Source organism: Streptococcus sp. HMSC073A12, assembly GCF_001812815.1.
Taxonomy (GTDB): Bacteria; Bacillota; Bacilli; order Lactobacillales; family Streptococcaceae; genus Streptococcus; species Streptococcus vaginalis.
In genome coordinates, this window is record NZ_KV810540.1 from 1 (window position 1) to 26,057 (window position 26,057).

The 26,057-nt window shown below is 41.5% G+C and carries 24 protein-coding genes and 3 pseudogenes; 2 read left to right on the forward strand and 25 right to left on the reverse strand.

Annotated elements, in window-relative coordinates:
• A pseudogene (locus tag HMPREF2876_RS06495) lies at positions 1 to 2,213 on the reverse strand (hypothetical protein); the annotation flags it as partial.
• Positions 2,214 to 2,491: 278 nt separating this feature from the next.
• Between HMPREF2876_RS06495 and HMPREF2876_RS11140 the strand changes: the two are divergent.
• Positions 2,492 to 2,617 (forward strand): annotated as a pseudogene (locus HMPREF2876_RS11140) (ISL3 family transposase); the annotation flags it as partial.
• Between the two features lie 301 nt (positions 2,618 to 2,918).
• On the opposite strand, the pseudogene HMPREF2876_RS06500 reads toward HMPREF2876_RS11140, so the two are convergent.
• The 17 genes and pseudogenes from HMPREF2876_RS06500 to HMPREF2876_RS06580 all read right to left on the reverse strand — a co-directional run bounded on the left by HMPREF2876_RS06500 (position 2,919) and on the right by HMPREF2876_RS06580 (position 18,725).
• A pseudogene (locus tag HMPREF2876_RS06500) lies at positions 2,919 to 3,197 on the reverse strand (phasin family protein).
• A 92-nt stretch (positions 3,198 to 3,289) separates the two neighbouring features.
• Complete coding sequence (locus HMPREF2876_RS06505) at positions 3,290 to 4,624, reverse strand: Nramp family divalent metal transporter (RefSeq protein WP_070584514.1); 1,335 nt, start codon at positions 4,622 to 4,624, stop codon at positions 3,290 to 3,292.
• Positions 4,625 to 4,725: 101 nt separating this feature from the next.
• The gene (locus tag HMPREF2876_RS06510; RefSeq protein WP_024052853.1) at positions 4,726 to 5,088 is read right to left on the reverse strand and encodes a DUF1304 domain-containing protein; all 363 of its coding nucleotides are present in this window, start codon (positions 5,086 to 5,088) and stop codon (positions 4,726 to 4,728) included.
• Between the two features lie 13 nt (positions 5,089 to 5,101).
• Entirely contained in the window at positions 5,102 to 5,536 is a 435-nt protein-coding gene (locus tag HMPREF2876_RS06515; protein WP_024052854.1) for a MarR family winged helix-turn-helix transcriptional regulator, read from the reverse strand.
• Between the two features lie 92 nt (positions 5,537 to 5,628).
• Complete coding sequence (locus tag HMPREF2876_RS06520) at positions 5,629 to 6,240, reverse strand: HAD-IA family hydrolase (protein WP_024052855.1); 612 nt, start codon at positions 6,238 to 6,240, stop codon at positions 5,629 to 5,631.
• A complete protein-coding gene (locus HMPREF2876_RS06525; RefSeq protein WP_070584517.1) occupies positions 6,237 to 7,514 on the reverse strand; it encodes an MATE family efflux transporter in 1,278 nt (425 codons plus the stop codon). The genes HMPREF2876_RS06520 and HMPREF2876_RS06525 overlap by 4 nt, the downstream gene beginning before the upstream one ends.
• Before the next feature lie 125 nt (positions 7,515 to 7,639).
• Positions 7,640 to 9,124, reverse strand: coding sequence for a threonine synthase (thrC, locus tag HMPREF2876_RS06530; protein WP_070241480.1), 1,485 nt, complete (start codon positions 9,122 to 9,124; stop codon positions 7,640 to 7,642).
• Between the two features lie 171 nt (positions 9,125 to 9,295).
• Positions 9,296 to 9,919 (reverse strand): V-type ATP synthase subunit D, encoded by a 624-nt coding sequence (locus tag HMPREF2876_RS06535; protein WP_070584519.1) that lies wholly within the window; start codon positions 9,917 to 9,919, stop codon positions 9,296 to 9,298.
• 13 nt (positions 9,920 to 9,932) lie between these two features.
• Positions 9,933 to 11,324, reverse strand: coding sequence for a V-type ATP synthase subunit B (locus HMPREF2876_RS06540; protein WP_022526413.1), 1,392 nt, complete (start codon positions 11,322 to 11,324; stop codon positions 9,933 to 9,935).
• A gap of 13 nt (positions 11,325 to 11,337) precedes the next feature.
• Positions 11,338 to 13,101: a V-type ATP synthase subunit A gene (locus HMPREF2876_RS06545; RefSeq protein WP_024052859.1), complete on the reverse strand. Its 1,764-nt coding sequence runs from the start codon at positions 13,099 to 13,101 to the stop codon at positions 11,338 to 11,340.
• Positions 13,102 to 13,205: 104 nt separating this feature from the next.
• Entirely contained in the window at positions 13,206 to 13,901 is a 696-nt protein-coding gene (locus tag HMPREF2876_RS06550) for a GNAT family N-acetyltransferase (RefSeq protein ID WP_070584522.1), read from the reverse strand.
• Between the two features lie 7 nt (positions 13,902 to 13,908).
• Positions 13,909 to 14,229 carry a V-type ATP synthase subunit F gene (locus tag HMPREF2876_RS06555; RefSeq protein WP_003028571.1) on the reverse strand — a complete coding sequence of 107 codons (321 nt, stop codon included), beginning with the start codon at positions 14,227 to 14,229 and terminating at the stop codon, positions 13,909 to 13,911.
• Complete coding sequence (locus tag HMPREF2876_RS06560; protein ID WP_024052861.1) at positions 14,219 to 15,229, reverse strand: V-type ATPase subunit; 1,011 nt, start codon at positions 15,227 to 15,229, stop codon at positions 14,219 to 14,221. Before HMPREF2876_RS06560 ends, HMPREF2876_RS06555 begins: the two co-directional genes overlap by 11 nt.
• 11 nt (positions 15,230 to 15,240) lie before the next feature.
• Positions 15,241 to 15,831, reverse strand: a complete 591-nt coding sequence (locus HMPREF2876_RS06565) for a V-type sodium ATP synthase subunit E family protein (RefSeq protein ID WP_024052862.1) — start codon at positions 15,829 to 15,831, stop codon at positions 15,241 to 15,243.
• A gap of 46 nt (positions 15,832 to 15,877) precedes the next feature.
• Entirely contained in the window at positions 15,878 to 16,357 is a 480-nt protein-coding gene (locus tag HMPREF2876_RS06570) for a V-type ATP synthase subunit K (protein WP_024052863.1), read from the reverse strand.
• A 96-nt stretch (positions 16,358 to 16,453) separates the two neighbouring features.
• On the reverse strand, positions 16,454 to 18,412 hold the full coding sequence (locus HMPREF2876_RS06575; protein WP_070584524.1) for a V-type ATP synthase subunit I: 1,959 nt from the start codon (positions 18,410 to 18,412) through the stop codon (positions 16,454 to 16,456).
• A complete protein-coding gene (locus tag HMPREF2876_RS06580; RefSeq protein ID WP_003027241.1) occupies positions 18,402 to 18,725 on the reverse strand; it encodes a hypothetical protein in 324 nt (107 codons plus the stop codon). Before HMPREF2876_RS06580 ends, HMPREF2876_RS06575 begins: the two co-directional genes overlap by 11 nt.
• Before the next feature lie 236 nt (positions 18,726 to 18,961).
• Here HMPREF2876_RS06580 and HMPREF2876_RS06585 point away from each other — a divergent pair, with 236 nt between their 5' ends.
• Positions 18,962 to 19,807, forward strand: coding sequence for a MurR/RpiR family transcriptional regulator (locus HMPREF2876_RS06585; RefSeq protein WP_024052865.1), 846 nt, complete (start codon positions 18,962 to 18,964; stop codon positions 19,805 to 19,807).
• Between the two features lie 54 nt (positions 19,808 to 19,861).
• Here HMPREF2876_RS06585 and HMPREF2876_RS06590 read toward each other — a convergent pair whose 3' ends face one another.
• The 7 genes from HMPREF2876_RS06590 to HMPREF2876_RS06620 form a co-directional block, all read right to left on the reverse strand.
• Complete coding sequence (locus tag HMPREF2876_RS06590) at positions 19,862 to 20,746, reverse strand: ROK family protein (protein WP_024052866.1); 885 nt, start codon at positions 20,744 to 20,746, stop codon at positions 19,862 to 19,864.
• 15 nt (positions 20,747 to 20,761) lie between these two features.
• Positions 20,762 to 21,682, reverse strand: coding sequence for a dihydrodipicolinate synthase family protein (locus HMPREF2876_RS06595; RefSeq protein ID WP_070584527.1), 921 nt, complete (start codon positions 21,680 to 21,682; stop codon positions 20,762 to 20,764).
• Positions 21,683 to 21,707: 25 nt separating this feature from the next.
• Complete coding sequence (locus tag HMPREF2876_RS06600; RefSeq protein WP_022526424.1) at positions 21,708 to 22,355, reverse strand: YesL family protein; 648 nt, start codon at positions 22,353 to 22,355, stop codon at positions 21,708 to 21,710.
• A gap of 24 nt (positions 22,356 to 22,379) precedes the next feature.
• Entirely contained in the window at positions 22,380 to 22,835 is a 456-nt protein-coding gene (locus HMPREF2876_RS06605) for a NanQ anomerase/TabA/YiaL family protein (RefSeq protein WP_022526425.1), read from the reverse strand.
• Between the two features lie 13 nt (positions 22,836 to 22,848).
• Positions 22,849 to 23,679, reverse strand: coding sequence for a carbohydrate ABC transporter permease (locus tag HMPREF2876_RS06610; RefSeq protein ID WP_003027230.1), 831 nt, complete (start codon positions 23,677 to 23,679; stop codon positions 22,849 to 22,851).
• Positions 23,680 to 23,695: 16 nt separating this feature from the next.
• Positions 23,696 to 24,583 (reverse strand): carbohydrate ABC transporter permease, encoded by an 888-nt coding sequence (locus HMPREF2876_RS06615; protein ID WP_024052868.1) that lies wholly within the window; start codon positions 24,581 to 24,583, stop codon positions 23,696 to 23,698.
• 111 nt (positions 24,584 to 24,694) lie between these two features.
• Positions 24,695 to 26,020 carry an ABC transporter substrate-binding protein gene (locus HMPREF2876_RS06620; RefSeq protein ID WP_070584529.1) on the reverse strand — a complete coding sequence of 442 codons (1,326 nt, stop codon included), beginning with the start codon at positions 26,018 to 26,020 and terminating at the stop codon, positions 24,695 to 24,697.
• Positions 26,021 to 26,057: the final 37 nt, after the last annotated feature.

Sequence of the window (26,057 nt, forward strand, 5' to 3'; positions counted from 1 at the left end):
AGTGTATCTGCATATTCTGGTGTGTATTTGTCTGTTTCATCATCAGGAACAGCTGTAAATGAATCAAGCGCTAAAGCTGAATTAAGGTCATCTGTCTTCTCACCTTGAAGGAATACAGCTGATGTATAAATAGCATCTTTATCAAGATCTGCTGGTACTGTGAGCGGCACTGATTTAGCTGTTCCATCAGCAGCTGACATTACAGTTGTCGCTTGACCGATTGCTTTACCATCTTTGAACCAACGGATTTGGTATTCGCGATTTGGCATAAGTCCACCAGTCTTACTTTCAGCAGTGTTTCCTGGTTTTGCAAATTTTTCAGTGTTATCGTAAACCAAGATATCGTGCATTGGTTGAGGTATGACTAGAGCAAAGTTCGTATTTGAAATATTTGCTGACGCAAGTGATGAAGGTCCTACTGGAAGAGTACCATCTGACGTACCTTCAAACATATTTGATTGGTAGTTGTTGCTCCAAATAGCATAGTCATTGACAAGAACAGTAGTATAAACATAGTCTGTATTGATGTGACGGTGTTTTTGCCCGACAGTACCGTTCCACTTCATAAGATTTTCATTGTCTAAATCTTCATCTTTTACGAGCGTTCCGAATTCTTTATCAGAAACTGTATATGAAATTTTAGCACCGCTATTAGCCTGAGTAGCACTTATACCATATAATCCACGGAATGGAATACGATAGTTGCCGTCTTTATCAACTGGTACTACAACAGTTTCAGCAATATGTGAACCCTTACCATGCTTTGCTTCATATTCTTTGATGATTTTAGCTTGAGCAGCTTTAAAATCATCTAGCTTATAGTTTTTATTGTCTTTTTTCCATTGATCTAAAAGACGTGTCACTTCATCGTTAAGGTATGAAGCTGCTACTTTTACGTTAGTCGCATTGATATCGTAGCTATCTTTTTTGTACATACGTGCATCAGAACCGCTAGGGTCACGAAGGTCATACCAAACGCTTCCTTGGATCGTACCATAGTTACCCTTACGTGAGAATTGACCATCTTTTAGGTTACCTTTTTGACGTTCTGCTTCTGGTTTCAAAAGGTAATCTTCTGCATTTAGTTTTTCTTGAAGAACTACTTGACCACCAACGATACGGTTGATACCAGCCGTGAAGTCCCAAGATTCATTTGTACGGCTAAGACGTCCGTGGAAACCTGTACGTTGGTCACCTGATTTGATGACATTGTATTTTTCTGGATCTGGATTTTCTACCCAAGTACGGATTGCAAAGTTAGAATCACCTGCAAGGTTAAACTCACCTGTAGCTCCTAGACGGTTTTTTACTGGTTTAGATAAGTCAAATACAAAAGTTCCATCTGCTTGACTTGTTGTTTTGTAAACTGGAGAAACAAAACCTTTCCCAGTAACATACTGAAGGTAGACATTTACACCACCAAGACGTTTTGCATCTTTTTGGTCAGGATCATTGATGTTACCATTACGGTAGAGCCAAGCTATTCCTTCATAAGTTTGCGTTGCACCCTTCACACCCGGACTGTAGATAGCTGTCTTCTGAGCAGCATTTTGAAGATCAGAATCAAAAGAACGTGTGCTGACTGCATTTTCTGGAGAAAGGGCACGACGTGAACGTGTAGGAGCTTCCGAAGTGGCTTCTGCCTTGACTTTAACTGTTTGAGACGCTGACAATGTTGCGCTTGAGCCATCTTTAAATGTAACAACAGCTGATCCGTCTTTGCTGACTTTAACATCAGTCGCTGTTGGATTTACACCTTTAATTGCTTCTGTAACATTTGAAATTTCTTCAGCAGTTAATGCTGATGCATCCGCTACTGTTGTCAAGCTTGGTGCTGCAACAGAATCTGATTCTTTTGTAGTTGCTGCCACTGGTGCAGCTTTCTCTTCAGCTTTAGCTGGTGTAGCTGGCGCAGGGGCTGGTTTCGCATTAGCTTCTGTAGGTGTTTGAGCTTCTGCAGCAGGTGCTGCGTAAGTTACATTCTCTTCACCTGCAGTCGCCTTAGTGGTTTCCGTAGTAGGGCCTGCTTCTGGCTTAGTCTCTGTAGTAGAACCTGTTTCTGGCTTAGTTTCTACAGTTGCGTCTGCTTTAACTGATGGAGCGACTAGCGCTGCTCCAACTGCAAAAACAAGCGAACAACCGAAAAGGAAATGTTTTCCTTTTTTGATCATACGCCAATTTTTTTGCTCTGCATTTTTACGATTAAAATACATGTTTAGATCTCCTTTTTTGAATTTTTTAGTATTTTATATACCAAATCCTATTATATTATAAAACACTTATTTAAGTATGTCAAAAATTAAGAATTAAAAAATATGAAAAAATGTGAGGGGTAACTTCTCAAAGTAACTTCCACTTGAATCGTCAAAGTGGAAGTTAGTCTAAAACGGATTTTCATGGTGGAACTAAGTGTGAGACGTTTGAGTTAGAAATGAGGTCCACTATGACAAAACATAAATACCCTTTGCTTTTATCTACCCACTACAGTTGACAGAGAGCCCTTTTTCACTTTCAGAACAAGGAGCCTGACAAATTTTTCGGACTCATTGAGGACAATCTTAAGCTGGTTCATCCTCTTTTTCAGACTGTCTTTAAAACCTTCCTCAAGGATAAAGAGCCCTTTTTTCTACACAAAAATAGGCTCTATAAGATCTATAGGGGGGTTACCCACTACAAATATTATAGAGCCAAAGCTTCTCGCAATTGCTTGGGAGCTTTTTTCTCGTCCAACGGTTTTTTCGATCTTTCAGATTGGACCAGCCGACTGCACTAAAGGCTGTTAGAATCTCTCGTAAGCGCTTGTTTGCCATAAAGTTATCTCCATCATGTTTGTCATCATCATTTTTTCTTTCAAATCCTACTTTTAGTTTAGCAAAAAACGCAGTCTTTATAAAGTTGTGACTGCGTTATCAGGAAGATTATTCTTCTGTTTTTGAAAATCCTTTGAGTAGCTGATCTAGTTTATCTTCTAGTCGTTCAATATCTTGCTTGGTGGCATATACATCATCGGATTGCTCCTTTGGACTTTCAGCCGTTTTTTCATTTACTTTGCGCTTTAGCTATGACTGAAGATGTTTGCCTTCATCCACCGTCAAGCGACCTTTGGCAATCAATTCTTTGACAAATTCGGTAGCTTTATCATAAGTCATGGAAGTCAACCCAATTCCTGCCAGCAAAACTTTTTTCAATTCGTCCATCTTGACACCTCCGTATATGAGAATCTTTCCACTTTCATTATAGTGCTTTTAAGCCATTTATTCTAGAGAAAATTGAACTGATAGACAAATTTTTAAAAAAGATCAACCACAAGTTTTACATTCAAAATAGTTAATAAAATAGAAACGGCATAAGCTAAGTAGGTATTCCATTTGCTGTTGACAAATTCGCCCATGAGCTTTTTATTAGAGGTGAAATATACGAGTGGAAAGATTGAAAATGGCAAGGCGACTGAAAGAAAGACTTGGGAATAGACCAAAAGATTGTCTAGCACCTGTTCTTTGTCTCCGTATAAAATAGCAACAATCACAACCGGTAAAAGAGCTAGTAAGCGAGTTACCAAGCGAAGAAACCACGGCGGCAGCTTCATGTTTAAGAAGCCTTCCATCACGATTTGTCCCGTTAAGGTTCCTGTGATTGTTGAGTTTTGACCACTAGCTAACAAAGCGACTGCAAAGAGCGTTGAGAGGATCGGGCTAGCAATAGCTCCAGCAATTTGAGGGTCTTTTAAGGCATTGTACATTGCAGAAAAAGCACCAATTTTATCCGCATGTCCAAAGAATAATGCTGCCCCTAAAATCAACAACAAAGAATTAACCACAAAAGCCAAACTCAATTGAATATTCGAGTCCCACGTCATAAACCGTACAGCTTCATGCACGGATTGTTTGGCTTTGTAATTAACTTTTCGCGTTTGCGCGATAGAAGAGTGCAAATACAGATTGTGTGGCATGACCGTTGCCCCCACAATGCCCAGTGCTAAGATCAAAACGGACGTTCCATTTTTACTAGCCGTATGTTGATAAGCTGCTACATTTGGCAAATATCCTGATAAAATATGATAAAGATCTGGCTTTGCAAGGATCACCAAATATAAGAAAATCAGTAAAATAGTCAAAATCAGCGTTCCAACGATTGCTTCAATCTTACGAAAGCCTAATTTCATCAAAAAAAGCAACAAGAAAACATCAAAGACTGTAATCAAAATCGAAAATAACAAAGACCAACCAAATAGTAAATGAAGCGCAATCCCTGCACCGATGACTTCTGCCAAGTCCGTTGCCATTAAAGCCAACTCTGTAATAACCCAAAGGAGATAGCGAACTGGCTTTGACGTATGAGCCGCAATGGCTTGTGCCAAATCCATCCTTGTGACAATTCCTAATTTTCCCGCCATTTGCTGTAACTGCATAGCCATTACAGAAGAAACCAAGACAGCTGATAAGAGCAAATAACGATAGGTGGCACCACCTACAACACTTGTAATCCAATTTCCCGGATCCATATAACCAACGGCAACCAACATTCCCGGCCATGAAAAAGCTAATAAAGTACGAAAGAAACCAGCGTTTTTAGGCGTTGCAATGCTTTGGTTAACTTCACTTAAGGAAACCTTTTTGTCTGACATTTCTATCCTTCTTTCTATTGTAGAATTATTTCTATTATATATTATAGCACAAACTATTAACGGTGGTTAATTTATATTTTTATAATGGTTAATATTTGGTGCTATTTAAACAATAAAATGCTTAGAATAGCTAAAATCGCAGGTCCGCCCTGAGTCAAGATGATTTTCTTGTTAGCTGTGGCTGCACCATACTCTGCTACCCCGATAACAAACAAAACAAAAACGGTCACCATTTCTAAATTATGTGAAATATACAAGCTATATAGTAGGAAAAGAGCTAAAAAGGCATTGTAAATCCCTTGATTTTTAAACAAGGAAGTGACGGACGGGCGAGATATTTCTTCCTTTGTCATATTAAAGACTCGGCTGGTGCTGTCTGACTGGGTAGCGATACTTTCTAGATAAAAGATATAGAGGTGTTCCAGTGCGACAATTGTAGCTAATATAGTAGTAATGAGTGACATACATTTCTTCTTTCTAATATTTTTCTACAGTAATCTGATCTAAGCCAGATACAAGTTTTTCTAATAAAGTGCTCAGCGTCCTTTGCTCATCATCCGAGAGAACTTTTTCTATTTGCTTTTTGACATTTACATGATAGGTCGGTGGCTCATGCAAAAGCTGCTCTTTTGCAACATTCGTTACACTCACTAGAACCTCTCGTTGATTTTTGGGATTGCGGCTCCGTTGAACATAACTGCGCTCTTCTAAAAGTTTGAAATGCCGAGTTAAGGCTGCAGGATCGATTTTTAAGACCTCTTGCACAGCAACTTGACTGCATGGAGCATTGTCCAATAAAAAGGTCAGTATCTCGTACTGCGTTAAGCTGATTTCTAATTTTTGCTCAAAGAGTTGCGTGATAGCTTGATCAGTTAAATGCAATTGGTACAGCAGGTGATGAATGGCAACCATATATTCTCCTTTCTATTTTTTTTTGATACTCTATTATTGATAAATCAATTATAGAGTATCAAAAAAAAGAAAAGCAAATATTTTGCCTTTCTTTAACAGATTATCTGTTTAATCTCTAGTAAATGGTTGATTTTGTGATTAATGTTTGGTCGGTAATCACAGAAATTGATTGATTGAATACCGCTGTTAAAAGCAACATCCACATCCAGCGTTCGATCGCCGATATAGTAAGTGCTTATCTTATCCAGCTGGTATTTCTCTACAAGATAGTTCACACCTTCTGGGTCGGGCTTTCTTGCAAATCCATTAGCAGTAGTCACAATTTCTGTAAAATAATCCAAAATCTCTAAATCCGCCAAAATTTGGTAAGCATTTTTCCCCTTGTGGGTATAGACAAACTGCTGAATATCTGCTTCCTGCGCCCAAGTAAGAATAGCCTTAGCACCATCCATGAGCTGAATGTGAGCATTTTTCTCTTGCAAACTTTGACCTCGAAAACGGTTCATCTCTTCAGCATCTAAACCTTTTTCTGCTGCGACTTTCTCCAGCAATTTCTGAACAGAATGCTGCAAAATATAAGCACGAATGACCTCTCGGTCAAAGTCTAATCCATAATGAGTATAGGTTTCTTCAATCCCCGCCAAAATTGCATCATAAGAATCCAGCAAGGTTCCGTCCAAATCCCAAATAAAAGCTTTTCTCATGTTATTTTCCTCATTTTCCGTTGATAGATAATTTGTAAAAAGACCCAGCGAAAGCCATTGTCCAAAAGGGTGGCTGTCCAAACTCCGGGCAAGCCTAATCCCAGAGTTACCCCCAGAAAGTAACCCGCCACAATGCGAATCAGCCACATACCAACCGTCGTGGCATAAAAAGGTAACTTCGCATTTCCCAATCCTTGCCAAACAGCCGTGTAGATGACTGTTCCTGCTGTCATAGGCACACCCAAAAGTGAAAAAAGAATGACCGACAAGCTAGCTGTTACAGCGCCGCTATCCTTTGTATAAAGATGTGTTAGTGGCTGTCCAAGTGCAAAAATAAGCAGAGCCACCGCTAGCATGAGTCCAAGAGATAGCCAGTAGGTCTGCTTCGTCAGCTTTCTAACTGTTTGAAAATCTGCCTGCCCCACCGCATGAGCCACTAACATAACTGTTGCAGTAGCGACTCCAAATCCCGGCATGTAGTTAAACTGGGTCAGAACCTCTCCAATTGCATTTCCCGCAACAGCATCTGTCCCGAACTTAACGATAATAGCAATAATCACCACGTCCCCAGCCCGCATCATCAGCCGCTCTCCAGCAGCTGGCAGAGATAAACGCAACAAGTCCCAATCCAGCCTCCAACTCCAAGGCGCTAAAGGCAGAGACAATTCTTTCCATAAAATCAAAACGCCTACCAGACGGGCTAAAATGGTGCCCAGCGCCACTCCAACAATTCCCATGTGGAAAATAAAAATCGCAAGACTGGAAAAAATGACATTGAGCAGATTGCTTAAAAAACTGATATACATGGGCATGCGAGGGTTGCTAGTTGCCCGAATCAAGGAGCCTAGCGTAGTCATCAGACCCAAAAGGAGAATCGTTCCCCCGATTAAAGCCAGATAAAGACCACCTGCATTGGCGACGACAGGCTCCGTTCCCAGCCAAGCTAATATCTGGCGTCCAAAAACAAGCGAGAAAAGTCCTAGAAAGACGCTCAAAATCAGAGTTGATTTAATGGCTTCGCTAGTGTGATAAGCCAGATTGTCTCGATCTCCTTCTCCCAAACTCTTGGAAATGAGACTGGATACTGCTGCTCCCAGCGCAATAAAAATAGCTTGGTAAATCGTAATAACATTACCAGCAACCGAAACTCCTGAAATAGCCACGAGACCGAGACTCGCTACCAAATACGAGTCCACCATTCCCATTAGCATCTGCAAAAAGTTTTCGACCATGGCTGGTAGGGCAATATTTAAAATCTTTTTATAAGTGGTCATACATCATGAAACTCCTGCTTTTGATTATACACTTTTCTGGCAATATTTTGTTTACACCCTGTTGCAATCTGAAAACACTCAGTTGGCTACCAGCTGAGTGTTTATTACAAAAATTTATTAGATTATTAAAGTCCTAAATAGCTTTCTACTGCTGCCTGCATCTGGTCAGCAGCGACAGTCGTTTTATGGCGAACTTGTGCGGTTTCTAGGTTAGCAACTGCAGAAGGCACTGCAACTCCTGAAATCTCGTGGAGTTTTGTTAAGGCTTCAAAGTCACTAAGACAACTTTGCCCCATTACAGCTTCGACTGCCACAACTGGGAATTTGTAAGGACTGGCGGTTGAAGCAATAACAGTCGTAGTCTCATCACCTGTAGCTGTCCGGTATTTTTGATAAATAGCTGAAGCGACCGCTGTGTGCGGATCTTCAATGTAATCAGACGCCTCATAAACTCGTTTGATTTCAGCCGCTGTCTCAACTTCGGTGGCATATTCTGCCGCAAAGAGTTCTAAAATAGCTGGGTCAAAATCAGTCAACTCATACTGACCATGCTGATTGAGAGACTTCATCAAATCCGCTGTCTTTTCTGCACTATTTCCTAACAGGTGGAAAAGCAAACGCTCTAAGTTTGAAGAAACTAAAATATCCATAGACGGACTAGAAGTTACCTTAAAGCTGCGCTTTTTGTCATAAACATGTGTCTTAAAGAAATCTGTTAGGACATTATTTTCATTAGAAGCACAGATCAACTTGCCCACCGGAAGACCAATTTGTTTAGCATAGTAGGCTGCCAAGATGTTGCCGAAGTTTCCAGTTGGAACAGCAAAATTAACTGCTTCGCCTGCTTGAATCTGACCAGTCTTAACCAACTGTGCATAAGCATAGACATAGTAAACAATCTGTGGCACCAAGCGCCCGATATTCATGGAGTTAGCAGAAGAAAATTGCAACTGATGTGTAGCTAAACGCTCACGAAGAGCCGCATCATTAAACATACGTTTAACATTGGTCTGGGCGTCATCAAAATTGCCCTCAATAGCTACCACGTGAGTATTGTTCCCGATCTGAGTGGTCATCTGCAACTCCTGAACTTTGCTGACACCATCTTTAGGATAAAAGACGATAATTTCTGTTCCCGGAACATCCGCAAAGCCTGCCATAGCTGCTTTTCCAGTATCACCAGAAGTCGCTGCCAAAATGACGATTTTATTTTTCAAGCCATGTTTTTTCGCTGATGTCGTCATCAGATGCGGGAGGATAGACAAGGCCATATCCTTGAAAGCAATCGTAGCACCATGGAATAGTTCCAAATTGTATTGCCCATTCAGTTTTACCAGGGGAGCAATCTCTGGCGTGTCAAACTTGCTGTCATAGGCATTGTTAATGCAGTTATCCAGCTCTTGATCTGTAAAGTCATCTAAAAAAGCGGATAAAATCAATTTTGCAACTTCCTGATAAGAAGCGTCTTTGAGTTTTGCAAAGTCCAATTCTACCTGCGGATAAGAAATCGGCGTAAAGAGACCACCGTCCGTTGCTAACCCCTGCAAAATAGCCTGACTGGCTGTCACCGTATTGTTTGCATCACGCGTTGATTGATAAACTAAAGTCATGAATTTCCGTCCCTTTCGTGTAGTCTGTTCTATTATAACATGATTTATCAGAAAATTCCCGCATTTTATGGGAAATGTGAGAGAGTGGAGTTGGAGATTTTTATTGTTTATATAGCTACCTCAAAAAAACAAACGGACGTGAGTTCATAGAATCCACCATCCGTTTTGTTTTTATTTCACCTTCATTACTCTCACTAGACTAGCGCGCTCGGCTTCTTCTAGCTTCATCTCGATATAATGAATGGTCTCTGTGAGATCTGGAATGGTTGCATACTCTAAGCCATTGACCCGACGGCGGGTCTTTTCAATCTCATCTGCCATCAGCTGGCAACTCTTTTCAATTTCTGCTAAGCGTAGGAGGTCGGGCAATAGGTTGCCCATATCCTCAATCGTCTCATCCATCTGGCTGTTAGAAGCCACATAGCTATAAACCACATCTCCCTCATCATCACCATAAGGATTATCAATATGAGCATGCATTTTTGGCACCTGCACACTCATGATATTCTCCTGTTCGATATGGAGGTTGACTTCTCGCATAGGGACAGCAAAAATCTCTTCTACCATGAGGTCACTTTCCAAGGTTTTCGCCAATACAAAATCCTGCATGTGACCAACCAGAGCTGTTTCAACTTTTTGGCGAAGGCGGTTGTTTTCGCGAACAGCTTCAATGAAACGACGCATCAGTTCATCTCGCTTATCCTTGAGAAGTTTATGACCGCAAGTAGCTGTTTTCAGGCGCTCTTTCAGGTTGTTCAGCTCCATTCGGGTTGGTTTGACATTTAAACGAGCCATTCAGATAACCTCCTTAGGCTTGCTGTTTACTTTCTGGTAAATATTGATCAATCATGTCGTCCTTGATCCGCTTAAGCTCCGTCCGTGGCAAAATAGACAACAATTCCCAGCCTAAATCCAAACTTTCTTCAATCGTCCGATTGGTATAAAAACCTTGATTGATATATTCTTTTTCAAATCGATCGGTAAATTGAACATAGAGCTTGTCGGTGTCAGATAAGGCTGATTCTCCTAATATAACCGCTAATTCTTTGGCTTGTTTGCCTTGTGCATAAGCCGCAAAGAGCTGATTCATGGTTGCTGCATGGTCTCCCCGAGTCTTTCCTTCGCCAGAACCCTTGTCTTTGAGGCGCGAAAGAGACGGCAGTACGTTAATCGGTGGACGATACCCACTGTTGTAAAGGTCACGCGACAGGATAATCTGGCCTTCGGTGATGTAACCCGTCAAATCAGGAATGGGATGAGTGATGTCATCCTCAGGCATGGTGAGAATAGGAATCTGCGTCACAGAGCCTTTCTTCCCCACCAAGCGCCCCGCCCGTTCATAAAGGGTGGAAAGATTGGTATAGAGATAGCCCGGATAACCTCGACGTCCCGGCACTTCTCGACGAGCTGCGGATACTTCGCGCAAGGCCTCGCAGTAGTTGGTCATATCTGTCATGATGACGAGAACATGCATGTCTTTTTCATAAGCCAAATATTCAGCAGCAGTCAGGGCAATCCGCGGTGTCGCAATCCGCTCAATAGCAGGATCATTGGCTAGATTGATAAAGAGGATAGAGCGGTCAATAGCTCCCGTTTCTCGCAAGTCATTCATGAAAAACTCGGCTTCTTCAAAGGTAATCCCCATGGCCGCAAAGACTACTGCAAAATTTTCTTCTGAATTGAGCACCGTAGCTTGACGAGCAATCTGGGCAGCCAATTCCTTATGGGGTAGACCCGCCCCAGAGAAAACTGGCAATTTTTGTCCTCGAACTAAGGTATTGAGGTGATCAATGGCTGAAATTCCAGTCTGGATAAACTCATCGGGATAATCTCGCGCGACTGGATTGATGGCTTGACCGTCAATATCCAAGTATTTTTCCGGCAAAATATCTGGTCCACCGTCAATAGGCTTGCCCATACCGTTGAAAATTCGTCCTACCATATCTTCTGACACTGGCAATTCAAGCGGTCTGCCGGTAAAACGAACCTTGGCTTTTTCTAGATTGATACCGCTGGAGCCTTCAAACAGCTGCACCATCGCCTTGTCTTCCTGCACTTCCAAGACCTGTCCCTGACGCTTGGTTCCGTCATGGAGCTGGATTTCCACCAGCTCATTAAAATGCACACCTTCGACTTGCTCCACAATCATCAAGGGACCGACAACTTCACTGACGGTACGGTATTCTTTAATCACGTTCATTGATTGCTCCTCCTTAGGCAAGAATATCATGCAGTTTTTCTCGAATAGCGGTATCCAAACTGCGAATTGCTTCCAACTGATCCTCTGGGATAAATTTAGAGCGGGCAATCCGATCGCGTAGCTCCACAGTACCATTCATGACTTCAGTAAAGTAAGCACCTAAATTCAAGGCACGATTGGCTTCCTCATCAAATATTAGGATATTAGTGAGCAGAGCCACTTGCTTTTTAAAGGAAGTGTAGGCATCAACCTCATCAAAAGCATTCTGCTGCAGGTAATCCTCACGAATCATCTTTGCTGTATTCATGGTGAGACGATCCCTTTCAGACAGAGAATCCAGACCAACCAGCCGCACAATTTCCTGTAGCTCACTCTCTTTTTGGAGAATGTTCATCGCCTTGGTCACTTTTTCCGACCAAGCCAACTGCTCATGCTGATCGATATATTGACCCACCTCGTCTAGATAAAGCGAGTAAGAGCTAAGCCAGTTAATCGCAGGGAAATGGCGACGTTGTGCCAACTGAGCGTCCAAGCCCCAGAAAACTTTGACAATCCGCAGAGTGTTTTGCGTGACTGGCTCAGAAATATCTCCACCCGGAGGGGAAACAGCGCCGATTGCGGTAATGCTTCCCTCACGCTCGTCACTCCCTAAGGTTTTAACCCGACCAGCTCGTTCGTAATATTCAGCAATACGGCTGCCCAGATAGGCTGGATAGCCTTCGTCGCCCGGCATTTCTTCCAAACGCCCGGACATTTCCCGCAGAGCTTCTGCCCAACGTGAGGTCGAATCTGCCATAATGGCCACAGAGTAGCCCATGTCTCGGAAGTACTCAGCAATTGTAATTCCTGTATAAATAGAAGCCTCACGCGCCGCAACTGGCATATTGGACGTGTTAGCAATCAGAACAGTTCGCTGCATGATAGACTGACCAGTTGCTGGATCAATCAACTCTGGAAATTCATTCAGTACATCGGTCATTTCATTGCCCCGCTCACCGCAACCCACATAAATCACGATATCCACATTGGCAAATTTAGCGACCTGGTGCTGAACAACGGTCTTGCCTGCTCCAAAAGGACCTGGAACAGCAGCCGCACCGCCCTTGGTCACGGGGAAAAAGGTATCAATCACTCGTTGGCCCGTCACCAAAGGCTCCTCTGGAATCAGCTTTTGAGCAAATGGGCGACCTCGGCGAACCGGCCATTTCTGCATAAGACTGCCAACAAAGATAGAGCCATCTGCCTGCTCAATCTCATAGACAGGCTGATCGACAGTATAACTCCCTGCTTCTATCTTGGTCACACGACCACTGACACCAATTGGCACTAGAATGCGGTGGACTACCAGCTCGGTTTCTTGAACCGTACCCAGAATATCTCCGGCTGTTACCTCTGCTCCAATCTCCAGACAAGGCACAAAGTTCCACTTGGTCTCACGATTCAGATGAGGCAGCTGCACTCCGCGCACCAGAAAATCACTCTGCGTCACCGCTTGAAAGCGTGCCAAAGGCCGCTGAATTCCGTCAAACATTTGCGAAATCAGCCCCGGTCCCAATTCTACCGACAACGGACTCCCCGTTGTTTCCACTGGCTCTCCTGGTCCAAGCCCAGAGGTTTCTTCATACACCTGAATGGAGGCCTCATCTCGACGCATCTCAATGATTTCCCCAATCAAGCCCAAATTGCCCACACGACAAATATCCTGAATATTCGCTTCCTGCATCCCAGAGGCGACCACCAAAGGACCCGAAACTTTTATAATCTTTCCTTGACTCACAATCTTCCTCCATTCTTTTGGAGATTTTTGCTTATTTTCTATCCTTGCCGTGAGCTTGAAACCCTTCTTAGCTATCTCTACAGCAAAAATTGATACTTCTTATTTTAAAAATCAGACAAGGCTTTTATTTGTTGCCCATTTTCATCGAAATTATCTGGGCTTAGCCATTTTTCTAAACGAATTTTGACCGCTGGCCAGTCCTTGTCAATCATGGCTAGCCAGTCAGTGTCTCGGTTACGCCCTTTATAAACAACTGCCTGACGAAAAGTGCCTTCGTAGATAAAACCAAGCCTTTCTGCTGCGTATCTTGAAGGTTGATTGAGTGCATCGCATTTCCACTCGTAGCGGCGATACTCCAGCTCCTCAAAAACGTAGCGTGCCAACAGATATTGGGCTTCTGTCGCCAGTCTGGTTCGTTTCAATTGGGGCGAATAGGTCACAGACCCTACCTCAATGACACGGCTACCACGATTGATTCTCATTAGAGCAAAAGTGCCCAATGCCTTGCCACTCTCCTTGTCTACAATGGCATAGTAAAAACGATCCTGAGCTGTCAACATCTGATCTAGCAAGGCCGACCATTCTTCCTGACTTTGAACAGGATTTTGAAAGAGATAAGTCCACATGTCAGCAGGAGAATCCGGACCATAGACTTCATACAAATCCGCCCCATGTTTGTCCTTGGACAGGCATTCAACGATAACATACCGTCCTTCTAGTCGCTCCATCTTGGGCAAATCTCCCGGTTTGAAATTCGGCAGGGCATCTCCAATGGGCTGGCCTAATTCATTTATTTTCATAAAAACCTCACAATATATCCTGTCCAACTGCTTTTTCTACGTTCTTACGAATACGTCTCTGTCCTAATCCTGTTACTCCTTTATGAGTCGGGATTAAGATAATCGCTGGCAACACTTGCTTATCATAGTAAGCCAGCGTTTCAGGGATTTCAGCAGCCATGTCTTCTGTCAAATAAATAATAGCAAAATCTTCTCGGCTCAGTCGTCGTAAAGTATTCACCACATCGGTCGCTTCGGTGACTGGAAAAGTCTGAAAACCAATCAGGCGAAAAGGCAGAATGGCATCGCGGTTCCCCACCACACCAATTTTATAAGTTTTACTGGCCATAAATCGGTCTCATCCTTTCTTTGATGATCTCTACTGGAAGCTGGTTCGTCAAACCAGTCAAAATAAGTCGAAGATTCTTCACTTCCAACTCTTTTCCAAATAAATAACGAACCAGCAGAAGCGGACCACTTGTTTCAAATCGCCCTTGCTCTAAGAGCTTAAACTGAACCAAGTCTGCTAGATACTCCAGTTCAAGATTTGTCAGTTTACCCGAACGCAGTTTTTCTTCATAAATGCTTAGTTCTGCGTCAAATTCTAGTGGATTAACTTTGGAAAACCAGCTAGCGAGATGACCTTTTTCTGCCAATTCAATCCACTCCGCATTCGTCAAAGTGCCTTCATCAGATAAGAGTTGCGTCATAAAACTGTGCGGTTTTTGGTGCCGAATCGCTCGCTGCACCGTTACTGCATTATAAAAATCAATCGTCAACTCCACCAGTTGCTTGAGCCGCTCGTCTTCAAATGTAGACTCCAAGCTTTTTAAGTGCTTGAAATAAGCCAGATCCATTCCAATTTCCAGAACGCGTACATCTTGATAATCTTGATATTCCGCCCAAGTCGCCGCCATTTCATCCGCCATCAATTTAGGACAATGTTCAGCAGAAAAGGTGGCAACCAAATGCTCCAAAATATCTAAAGGATAAGGTCCAACAGAAATCAACAGATGCTTTAAATTCAAACCTGTCGCCTTGTGCTTAAGCAATACCTTAAGATTGTGATAAGTATATTTGAGCGTAAAAAACTCCACCAAAGCAGATTCTGGACTAACTTCAAAAGCCCAAGCATACTCTGCAAACAAATGTTTCATGAGAAACCTCTCAATCGCATTTAAGTCTGTTAGTTGCTCATAATCCAGATTATAAACCGTTCCTTCCAAAGCCGTTGACCGACTTTCAGAAGTCGAAGCTCGCAATAACTGCTCGTATTGCGCTAGGCTTAAAAAGCTATTCTCATGAATGCTAATTTCTGTATTCACTTGAGCGAAGGTCTTTTCATTCATAGAACGCCTCCTTAGTCTGCTTCATCTTGGAAAATCGTCTGAGCAAGCTGATAACTCTCCTCCTGCCACAAAGAATCTACTAAATTGCGATAGAGGTAATTATCGTCAATATTGCCTCGCGAAAGGAGAAAACCTGCTTCTCCATTCACAGGAGAGGAAGCCAATCTTACGTGCGGATAGCGCTCTAACAATCGTTCCAATTGTCCAGCCGAATATTTAACCAATGTCCGTGAGCCAATTGTCAAAACAAGCTCTTCTTGCGGATACTTTTTTAAGACCTGCTCCAAGAAAGCCTGCTCCTGCTCGATCGACCAAACCGTCATTTGCTCATAAGCCCCCGCAAATAATTCTTTCAAAATCCCTTCCTTAGTCGCCAAAGTAGACTGACGTTTTTCATTTTCAAGCTGCTGCACTTCACGCTGTACCTGACGATTGATCGCCTTTATTTCTTGCTCACGCTGTTGCAGTTTTTCTTGTTTCAACCGTGCTTCTTGCTCTTTGGCTTCACGCTCAATAGATTCTTTCGCATCGGCTAATAGCTGCCGCCCATTTTCATGCGCTTGCTCCAAAACCGAATCCCTCAAATGAGATTCAAATTCCATATCTGCCTCCTTCTATGAAATCTTGTTTCAAGACATTGAACCTGTCTCATTTTACATTCAAAACCATCAAAAGAGATACAACAAAGGCAAGGATAGCATAAGTTTCTACCATGGCAGCAAGGATAACCCCTTTCATGACATCTTCAGGTCGCTTTGCCAAAATCTGCATGCCAGCGGTTGCTACATTTCCTTGGTATTTAGCAGAATAATAACCAACGATTCCGATTGGAAGTGCGGCAAAAAAGAGGGCTAGACCTGTTTGAAGAGCCATCTCAGGTTGAATTTTAAAGAAAATCAAAATCCCGATAACAAAACCATACAAACCTTGCGTACCTGGCAAAAGTTGCAAAATCAAAGCACTGACGAATTTCTCAGGTTGCTCTTTTAACAGGGCTGCTGCAGCCTGACCGGTTGTTCCGACATTACGTGCAGAGCCAATACCGCTGAGGAAAATCGTAAAAACCACACCGAGTGCTGCGAAAAAAGCACCACCATAAGTTGAAAAATAAGATGAAAAAGCTTGCATGAATAAACTCCATTTCTAATAGTAAACATTATTTATTTGGTAATTTTGTCAATGACATAAAACTTCTAGCTGAGCTGCTAAAATAATTTCGCTGTGTTATTTTTTGTAGCGGACATATTTTTCTGCCGGCTTCAAAGGTTTAAACGCTTTTCCGCCACCGTCATAGAATTTCCCAAAAAACTCAACAAAAATCAAACGCGCTCCGTGCACATAGCCCGACAAAAAGGAGAGAAACATGTTGATACCGTGGAGGGCGAGAAACAACACAATCCCAATACTAAAGCGAGCAAAAGGCGGAAAGAGACTAACAATTAAGTTAAAGGCTGAGCCAATGCTCGCACCAGCAAGCCCCAAAGCCATAAGTCGCGTAAAGCTCACCAAGTCTCCCACATAGCTACTGATATTGTATAGATTAAACAGTGCAGGACCCAAGCCTTTCAAACTTTTAGCGCTGATAATAGAAACCAGTACAATGCCCACAGCATTTACAGTAGCCAGCCATTCTCCGATAAAGCCGACCATAGCAAGATCTGGGAACAGTCGCCCCGCTGCTAGCAAAGCCAATCCGATGAGAATCAACATCCAAGCAAAACCCGAATTATAGGCTGCCGCATAATCCTTCATGCGGATATTCTTTTTACCACTGAGGAAAAGTCCTGTCATGACTGTCACAAAGCCAATCACGACCGAAATAATCAAAATAGTGATCACATCTGTGCTGGTATTAATGAGCGCAAAAGGCAATTTGAAGCCAAAGAAAGAACCATAAATCACTCCCCAGAGTGCAACGCCGATTCCTAAAATTCTAAAAAAACATAAATTCTTTGCTAGACTTGGCTTGACATGTAAAGTCTTCAAAGCCCAAGTCGTTCCGCCAAAAAGCAACAAACCATAGCCAATATCAGCCGCCATCATGCCAAAAAAGATAAAGTAGAAGACCGAAACAACGGGCGTTGGATCTTTATCTTCGTATTTCGGCAGCGAGTACATTTCTGTCACCAGCTCAAATGGCTCAATCAGAGCATTATTTTTAAGTTTTATCGGGACTCGCTGTCGATCAGCTGCCGCCATTTCATGAATTTGAAGCAAGACAGCCCCACCAAATTGTTGCGCAAGACCCATTTTCAAATCTTCTATCTGCTCTTGCTCAATCCAGCCCTCTAAAGCAACCAAATTCTGTGTACTAGCAAGAGCTTCCTTGCTTTCTTGACGAGAAGTTAAATTCAATACATAATCCAACTGACACTTGAGTTGTTTTAATTCTTCATTTGAAGACGCCAATTGTATTTTTGTTGAAGTTATGAGTGCTTCTTGCTCTTTTATCGTCGCTTGTAATGCTACCAAACGCTCCTTTGGCAATTCCTCAAAAGCATATTCAAACAGCTTGAAACCAAGTTCTGTCAAAACTGCTTGGGTTTCTTTAGCAACTTCTGCTTTACATAACACAAGGATTCCTTTTTCTGTACTGCTAGTAAAAATCTCTCGAACTTCCAGATTAGGATAATCCTGCAATCGAATATTGAACTGATTGTTTCCACTGGTTGGAATGGTTCCCACAAACGCACGAAAATGTTTAAATTGCTTAAATGCTACTGGAGTAACGTCTAAGCTTGCCCATTTTTCCAACTCCGCTACTTCCGACTGAGCCGTTTCTTTGACTTCTTGTGCTCTTGCCAACACTTGAAATTGTTGCTGAATCGCCACAAGAAACGCTTCTTCGTCACGCGCTTGCCCCACCTGTTCTAAACTGACAAAGCTTGTTTCCAACGGAGCTTCCTTCAATGTTTCCAGCATTTTTTTCTTAGGAACAAATGCTTGCAGGTTTTCAATCATACGTGCGAGTTTTTCCTGCCGCCGAGTCAAAGCTTGAAGGTGTTCCGAAAAAGATGTATCAGGATTCCACACTAACTCTTTCTCAAAAGCACCTTTCCAGGTCTCTTTTGTTTGTAAATCCTGAATTTCAACCGATTGGAGATTTTGCAGATAGGAAAGGATTTCATCCAACAATTCTCTTGGCAACAGCAGCGACAACTCCTGCATTTGACTAATTGCCATATTTTTCTACCACCCTGTCTACAATCATTTGCAGTAACGCCTCTTTTTTATTTGACAAAGCTGCTTGGACTTTTTCTTCGTTCTCTTGTTTCGTTTTTTCCAAGTCTTGTGTCAAGCTAGCAATCTCTTTTTCAGATTGTTCCTTTAACTCAATAAGCAACTGTTGTTTTTCTTCATCATAGGCTCGCCCTAGCTGCTTCAAATCCCTAGCAGCTTGGTCTTGCAACTCCCGAATCTGATGTTGATAACCAGCTAGCACTTCATCTGCTGCTCGCTCAATTTCTTGCATTTGCTCAAGAGTAGCGTTCGTCATATCTTGCACCTCCTTTGTATTATACAATGGCTGTAACGTTTACTTGTGTAAATTATAACACATTTTCAAACCATTCGTCACAGAGTTTTATTCCTTTTCTGCGCTTAATTGAAATCATTTCACCGTGTGCTATTTATCAAGCTACCCAGCGTCTTATTTTGTAAAACTATGTTATAATACAAATAGGTTTTTCAAAACATTTGTTCTATATCACTACAAGTAAAGAGAGTACATCTATGAAAAATACGCGACATATTATGGCGAGAATCGAAAGCCATTTTGACAGCATGACCGACTTAGAAAAGCGGATTGCAAACTACTTTTTAAATCCTTCTAGTATCTACGACGACCTTTCTTCGCAAAAAGTTGCGCAAACTCTTTACATCTCCCAGGCGGCACTTACTCGCTTTGCAAAAAAATGTGGATTTAAAGGTTACAGAGAGTTTAATTTTCAATATATTCATCAATTGCAAAATAATGTAGAAGAAACCAACCACTTACAACACGATGTGTCCCGTAGAGTTTTGCGAAATTATACTCAAATTCGACAACAGACAGAGGAATTGATTGATGAAGAAAAACTGTTGCGTGTGGTGCAGTTTATCGAAGAAGCGGATCGAGTGTATTTTTTTGGTATTGGTAGTTCAGGGTTGGTAGCTCGTGATATGAAACTGCGCTTCATGCGGCTTGGGGTCATCTGCGAAGCTTTGACAGATCAAGACGGCTTTGCTTGGACGACCAGTATTTTAGACAAAAATTGCTTGGTGATTGGTTTCTCTTTATCAGGACAAACCCAATCTATCATCAATAGTCTGATGGATGCCAAAGCAATGGGAGCTAAAACTGTATTGGTAACAGGCCAATCAGACAAAGTTGACCAACAATTTACGGAAATCATTCCTGTTGCCATTCAAAGCAAACCAGAGTATATTTGGCGCATCTCAGCTCAATTTTCTATGTTGCTGGTGATTGACTTACTCTATGCCTTTTTCCTTGAAATTGATCGGGAGAAAAAAGAAAAAATCTTCAACAGCTATTGGGAAAATAAAAAATTAAATGGTTACTACCAACGACATAAATAACAAAAGAGCAAGTTGAGTTCAGATTTTCATGAGAACCTCGCTTGCTCTTTTTATCTATTGTTGTTTATTTTTAAAATGATAATAGGCACCAAACATTCCTGCTGTATTTTGATAGTAAGCGAAAGCGAGCTTGGTTTTTTTAGCGATACTTGGTACCAAGCAGGCTTTCATAGCAGCCTCAATTCGAGGACGAAGAACGGCCTCTTGCTCCATAATGCCGCCACCTAAAATCACCACTTCTGGATTAACCACATAACAGATATTAGCAATCCCTTGTCCCAGATAGTTGACCATGCGGTCAATACCTTGGATACAGCGTACATTTCCTTCTGTTGCTTCCTTGAAAATGCGCCTTCCATTCCACATAGTAGGTTCTTCGTCGTGAAGTTCTGCTACATAATTGACCAAGGCCGTCGTTGAAGCCACATCTTGGAATGCACCATCTGATAGATACACATAACCGACTTCACAGGCTGAATTACTAAAACCGTGAAAAACCTGACCATCCACCAGCAAACAGCCACCGATACCCGTCCCAATCGTCAAACAAATCGCAATACTCGCTCCCTTGCCGCTGCCTGACATGACTTCCGACAGACCAGCACAATTGACATCATTTTCAATTTCACAAGGAATGGAAAATGCTTCTTCCAACACTTTCTTGAACTGAGTACCTGCATAGTTCGGAATCTGAGGGCCAGCATAAAAGATTTCTCCTTTATCTGGATCGACCATTCCAGCTGAGGAAATACAAATCCCAGCAACCGAAGTCTGCTCTAAATAACTTGCTACAATCCCCTTCACCTTGCGCAAAATTTCTGGACCGCCCTTATGGGCCTCTGTTGGTATTTCATGCGCTTCCAGCAAGGTGTCGGTATTATCAATCAGACCATATTTGATATTTGTTCCACCAATATCAATGGCAATGTATTTTCCCATAATCCACCTCTTTTTCTATGATAGGAATGTTTTCTTAGCTGCACGAATCAAACGCGCCGCTTCTTCTACAATCGGACGATCCGCGCCTGTCACTGGTGTTAATGGAGAACGGACAGAACCAATGTTTAGATTTTCATTGATTTTCAAGACTTCCTTGATGACAGAATACATATTTCCATAAGCAGCAGTTAATTTTCCGATAATGGTGTTGATGGTAAATTGTAATTCTTTTGCTCTCTCCAATTCTTTGTCGGCAATCAATTGGTTGAGCTTTAAGAAAAGTTCTGGCATAGCCCCATATGTTCCGCCGATACCTGCTCTTGCTCCCATCAGGCGGCCGCCTAAAAATTGCTCATCTGGCCCATTAAAGACGAGGTGGTCTTCCCCACCAAGTGCTGCAAAGGTTTGAATGTCTTGGACAGGCATGGAAGAATTCTTCACGCCAATCACACGTTCATTTTTGAGCATTTCTGTATATAAAATTGGCGTTAGAGCTACACCTGCCAACTGCGGAATATTGTAGATCACAAAGTCTGTATGTGGGGCAGCTGCGCTAATATCGTTCCAATATTGAGCAATCGAGTATTCTGGCAAACGAAAATAAATCGGTGGTATGGTCGCAATAGCGTCCACTCCCAAGCTTTCTGCATGGCGCGCTAACTCCATACTATCCTTGGTGTTGTTGCAAGCGACGTGAGCAATAATAGTTAATTTCCCTTTTGCCACTGCCATTACTTCTTCCAAAATCAATTTTCTATCAGCAACACTTTGGTAGATACATTCACCAGATGAACCATTGACATACAATCCTTGAACTCCTTTGACGAGAAAATATTCTACCAAAGCTCGCACGCGCTCTGGACTAATCTCGCCTTGATCATCATAGCAAGCATAGAAGGCCGGAATGACCCCTTCATATTTTTTTAAATCTCTCATATTTTATTCTCCAAGTTAATTGGTTTTATCGTTTATACTTATTAAAAATAGTTTCCATAATAGGCAATTGCAAAAACCCTAAGGCTGCAAAGCCAACTAATACAAAAAGAGTAAAGCCCAGTAGCAATACAAATCCTGAACTAGAGAGTAAAAAGACAATTACAGCTAATAAGGCTATCATCAAAAAGAACCACAGAAAATGCAAACTCACCATGATCAGTCCTGTTTGTAAGAGATCTTTTACCGTCATTTCAAACTTAGCTGCCAAAGGATAGACACATAAAAATAGCAAACTAGCAAAAATGATGACGCCGATACAGGTTGCTTTTAACATTTGAAACGGCATGGTTTCCTGCCTCCAAAAAAGCAGGAGGTCAAATAGACTGATTCCTACAATCAGCAGCTCTAGCAAACTAAGTTTTAAACCGACCTTCCAATTTTTCCTAAATGCTTGTACATACGTTGCTGTGACTTTTACACGACGTGCACCCTTGATTGCAAACAAGGTCTGATATAGACTAACTTTTGCAATGCCAATCGTGACAATCGGCAGACAAGACAAAAGAAAGATGAGGTTCACAGTCACCAAATCTAATATTTTCTCACATATTTTCATAAAGAAATTATCTGTATCAAATATACTTCGTATTAACTGAGAACCTCTCTTTTCCATGGTTCTACCTCCTAATCAATTAGTTTAATCATTGAGCAAAACTTTTACGACACATTTTTTGACCTTATCACCTTTAGCAGCAAATCTATTGGGCTGATGTGGTTCGTTGGGCAAAAATGCAGCAAAATTCTGCTTGTCCAAATAAAGTGGATAGAGCTGCTCACAAATCACAAACCCAATATCCTTCTTTTTATCATACGATTCTCTTACTTCTTTTACTCTTGTGCCATATTGAATGACTTCATGCCCTTCCAAGAGAAAATGCAAATCCAGATAAGCTTGATGAAATTCACATTCATCTGTCACTTCGGAACTCAATTCATTTTCCTGCACAAACAGAAAGGATTTTTCTCCGTCAATCTCATACCGTCCCAACTCACAATCGTTTAAATCGTGAGTCAGGAGATAATCAATGGCACAATCCAAATTCTCATAGATACCTTTGTAGTGGGCGAGATTTTCCAATTCATCGAAAATCATTTGGTCAGCCTCCTTATCCTTTCACAGCTCCCATAGTAATACCTTGCGTGAAGGATTTTTGGAAGACAAGAAAGACGGTTACAATCGGAACAGCTGCCATAGCAGCACCAGCCATAATCAAACCGTAGTTGGTCGCCATTTCCGCCTGCATCGTTGCTACCCCTAGTGAAATCGTTAGATTCTGCCGCGATGTCAGCATGACCAATTGCATAAAGTAATCATTCCATGTATTGATAAAGGTAAAAATGGCAAGGGCAGCAAAACCTGGTTTTACAATTGGAAAAGCTACATTCCAAAAAGTCCGAATTTCACCACAGCCATCAATCTTAGCAGATTCCAACAATTCCGTTGGGATATTTTCACTAAATTGCTTCATGAGGAAAACCCCAAAAGGCCAACCGACAAGAGGCAAAATAACTGCAGCTAGTGTATCATGAATTCCCATAAAATTGACAATACGAACCAGAGGAACCAGCACAACTTGCTTAGGCAGAGCCATGGCAGCGATAAAAGTTGCAAAAAGGATTCGTTGACCATAAAAGCGTTTCTTCGCTAAAACATAACCTGCTAAGGAAGATGTGATACAAACCAAAAACATCGTTGCTAGTGAAATAAAGACACTATTCCACATCCATTGCAGGGCTGGGTTTTGCACCATCAGCTGTTGGAAATTTTCTAATGTTGGCATCTTAGGCCACCATTGAGGTGGAATGACAATCGTATCTGGCTGCGATTTGAAAGCCCCTGTTAAAATCCAATAGAAAGGAAAAACAAAGAGAACGGTCAACACCAAGAGAATAATCGTTGAAATTACCGTAAAGGCACTCATTTTTTTCTGTTTCATCTTGTCTCTCCTTTCTTTAATATTCGACGTCATTTCCAAGAATCTTGAATTGGGCAAAGCTAATCAAAGCAATCATGACAGCTAAAAATACCCCCATGGTATTGGCATAACCATATTCAGATAACTTGAAGGCTTTTTCATACAGGTAATACATCAATGTACTGGTTGAATAGTTTGGCCCTCCAGATGTCAATAGCTGAATCAAGGCAAAACATTGGAAAGAATTGATTGTTGTAATGATCGCAATATACAGAGTTGTTGGCAAAAGACTTGACCATTTAATCTTCCAGAAAACTTGCAGTTCTGTCGCTCCATCAACACGCGCAGCTTCTACCAATGAATTGTCAATATTTCCCATAGCAGCAATATAGAGAATAATAGGCTGCCCGACAGAAGTTGTCAGCAAAATCACAATAATCGCCATCAACGCCCAATGCTTATCACCCAGCCAAGAAATATTCTGGTTGATAACATGACCTGATTTCAGTACGAAATTCAAAATCCCTGACAGTGGGTCGTAAATCCATTTCCATACAACCGTTACAGCTACACTCCCTGTCACCACTGGCAGGAAGAAGACGAACCGATAAAATGACCGTGCAATCGCATTCTGACTATAGGTTTGAGAAGCCACAAACAAAGAGAACAACACAACAATTGGTACCGAACCAATAACAATAATCACCGTATTAATGAGAGATTTAATAAAGACTGGATCTTTAAACATTCGTGAGTAATTGTCCAATCCAACGAATGAAAAGGATGTCATAGAATAATTAAAGAAACTCGTTACAAATCCCATCACCATCGGTGCCAATACAAAGACAATAAAGAATAATAGAACTGGTGCCAAAAAAGCATAGGAAATCACCGTTTCTCTCATTCTTATTTTATTCACTTTCACATTCAACACCTCATTTAGCTAGAGGAGATACTGACCTCCTCTTTTTGATAAAAAATTCCCTTTTCCTATTTTATGAAACCAACAACAGAAAAAGGGAAATCGTTACATTATTTATTTTTTACTTTTTTTAATGGTTTCATTTGCTTTTTCTGTAAAGGTCTTCAAAGCAGATTCAACTTTTTCATCGCCATTTGAAACAGATTGCAACATTGGGAACCAGAGTGTTCTCATTTCTGCAAATCCATCAATCGTGTTGTAATATGGTGAATAATATTTTGTCCAAGTGTTGATTGTTTCCATCCGTTTGTCATTATATAATTTTCCAAATGAGGAACGGACTGGGAAGGCACCTGTACGAACAACATTTTTTGGCCCCCACTTTTTATCATCCGCAATAAATTTAACAAACTTTTTAGCAGCTTCTACTTTCTTTTTATCTTTATTGTTAAAGATGCCAAAGCCATTTACAAGGTATTCCAAAGCTGGTTTGCCATTGTCTGACGGGAATGGTACTTCAACAACTTCAACGCCACTTGCCTTCAACAATTTTGCTTGGATACCATTTTGCGCAGGTGCCCAAAGAACAGTATAAGAAGTTTGCCCATTCACAAAGTTTTGAATATCTGCTCCACCATCGAATTGAGAGCCGTTTGTCATCAAACCATCTTTAATCCAGCTCACTACTTTGTTCAAACCTTTGACAAAGTTTGGACTGTCCGTTGTATATTTTGTCACCTTATCATCTGTTACAGAACCACCATAAAGATTTGAAATGAAAGCACGTGTACCTTGGTCACCACCTTGACCATTACTGAAGAGTGAGCCAGGAGTATACCCTTTAGCTTTCAATGCTTTTAATACTTTTTCAAAGTCAGCAGTTGTCCAGCCCTCTTTAACAAGGTCTAACACACCAGCTTCTTTCAGCATTTTCTTGTTCAATGCCATATAAAATGGCGCAGAGCTAATTGGATACATATAGGCTTTGTCACCAGCTTTGCTGGCCTGAATGATTTGATTGTTGTTAACATCTTTGACGAAGTCATCAGTAAAGAGATCATTCAATTCTGCCAATTTACCATTTTTACCATATTGAATAATCCGTCCTGGTGCGTCAAACAGCACATCTGGCGCTGTTCCTGCTTCAATAGCTGTTGTGATTTTTTCTGGACCAGATTTGAAGTCAATAGTTTCTAATTTCACTTTAATATCTGGATTAGCTTTTTCAAATGCTTTGATAATTTCTTTTTCATACGTACCAACACCATCGCTGGCCTTTTTTTGCGTGAAGACTGGGAAAGCCCACCAAGTAATCTCTGTCTTGCCAGAGGAATTTCCTGAATCAGCTGATTTGTTTGAACCACCTGAATTTCCACATGCTGCCAAAGATAAAATTGCAGCTCCTGCAACTAACGAACAAAGTATTTTCTTCATCCTCATATTGTTTCTCCTTTTATTGTCATCCTTTTTAGGATAA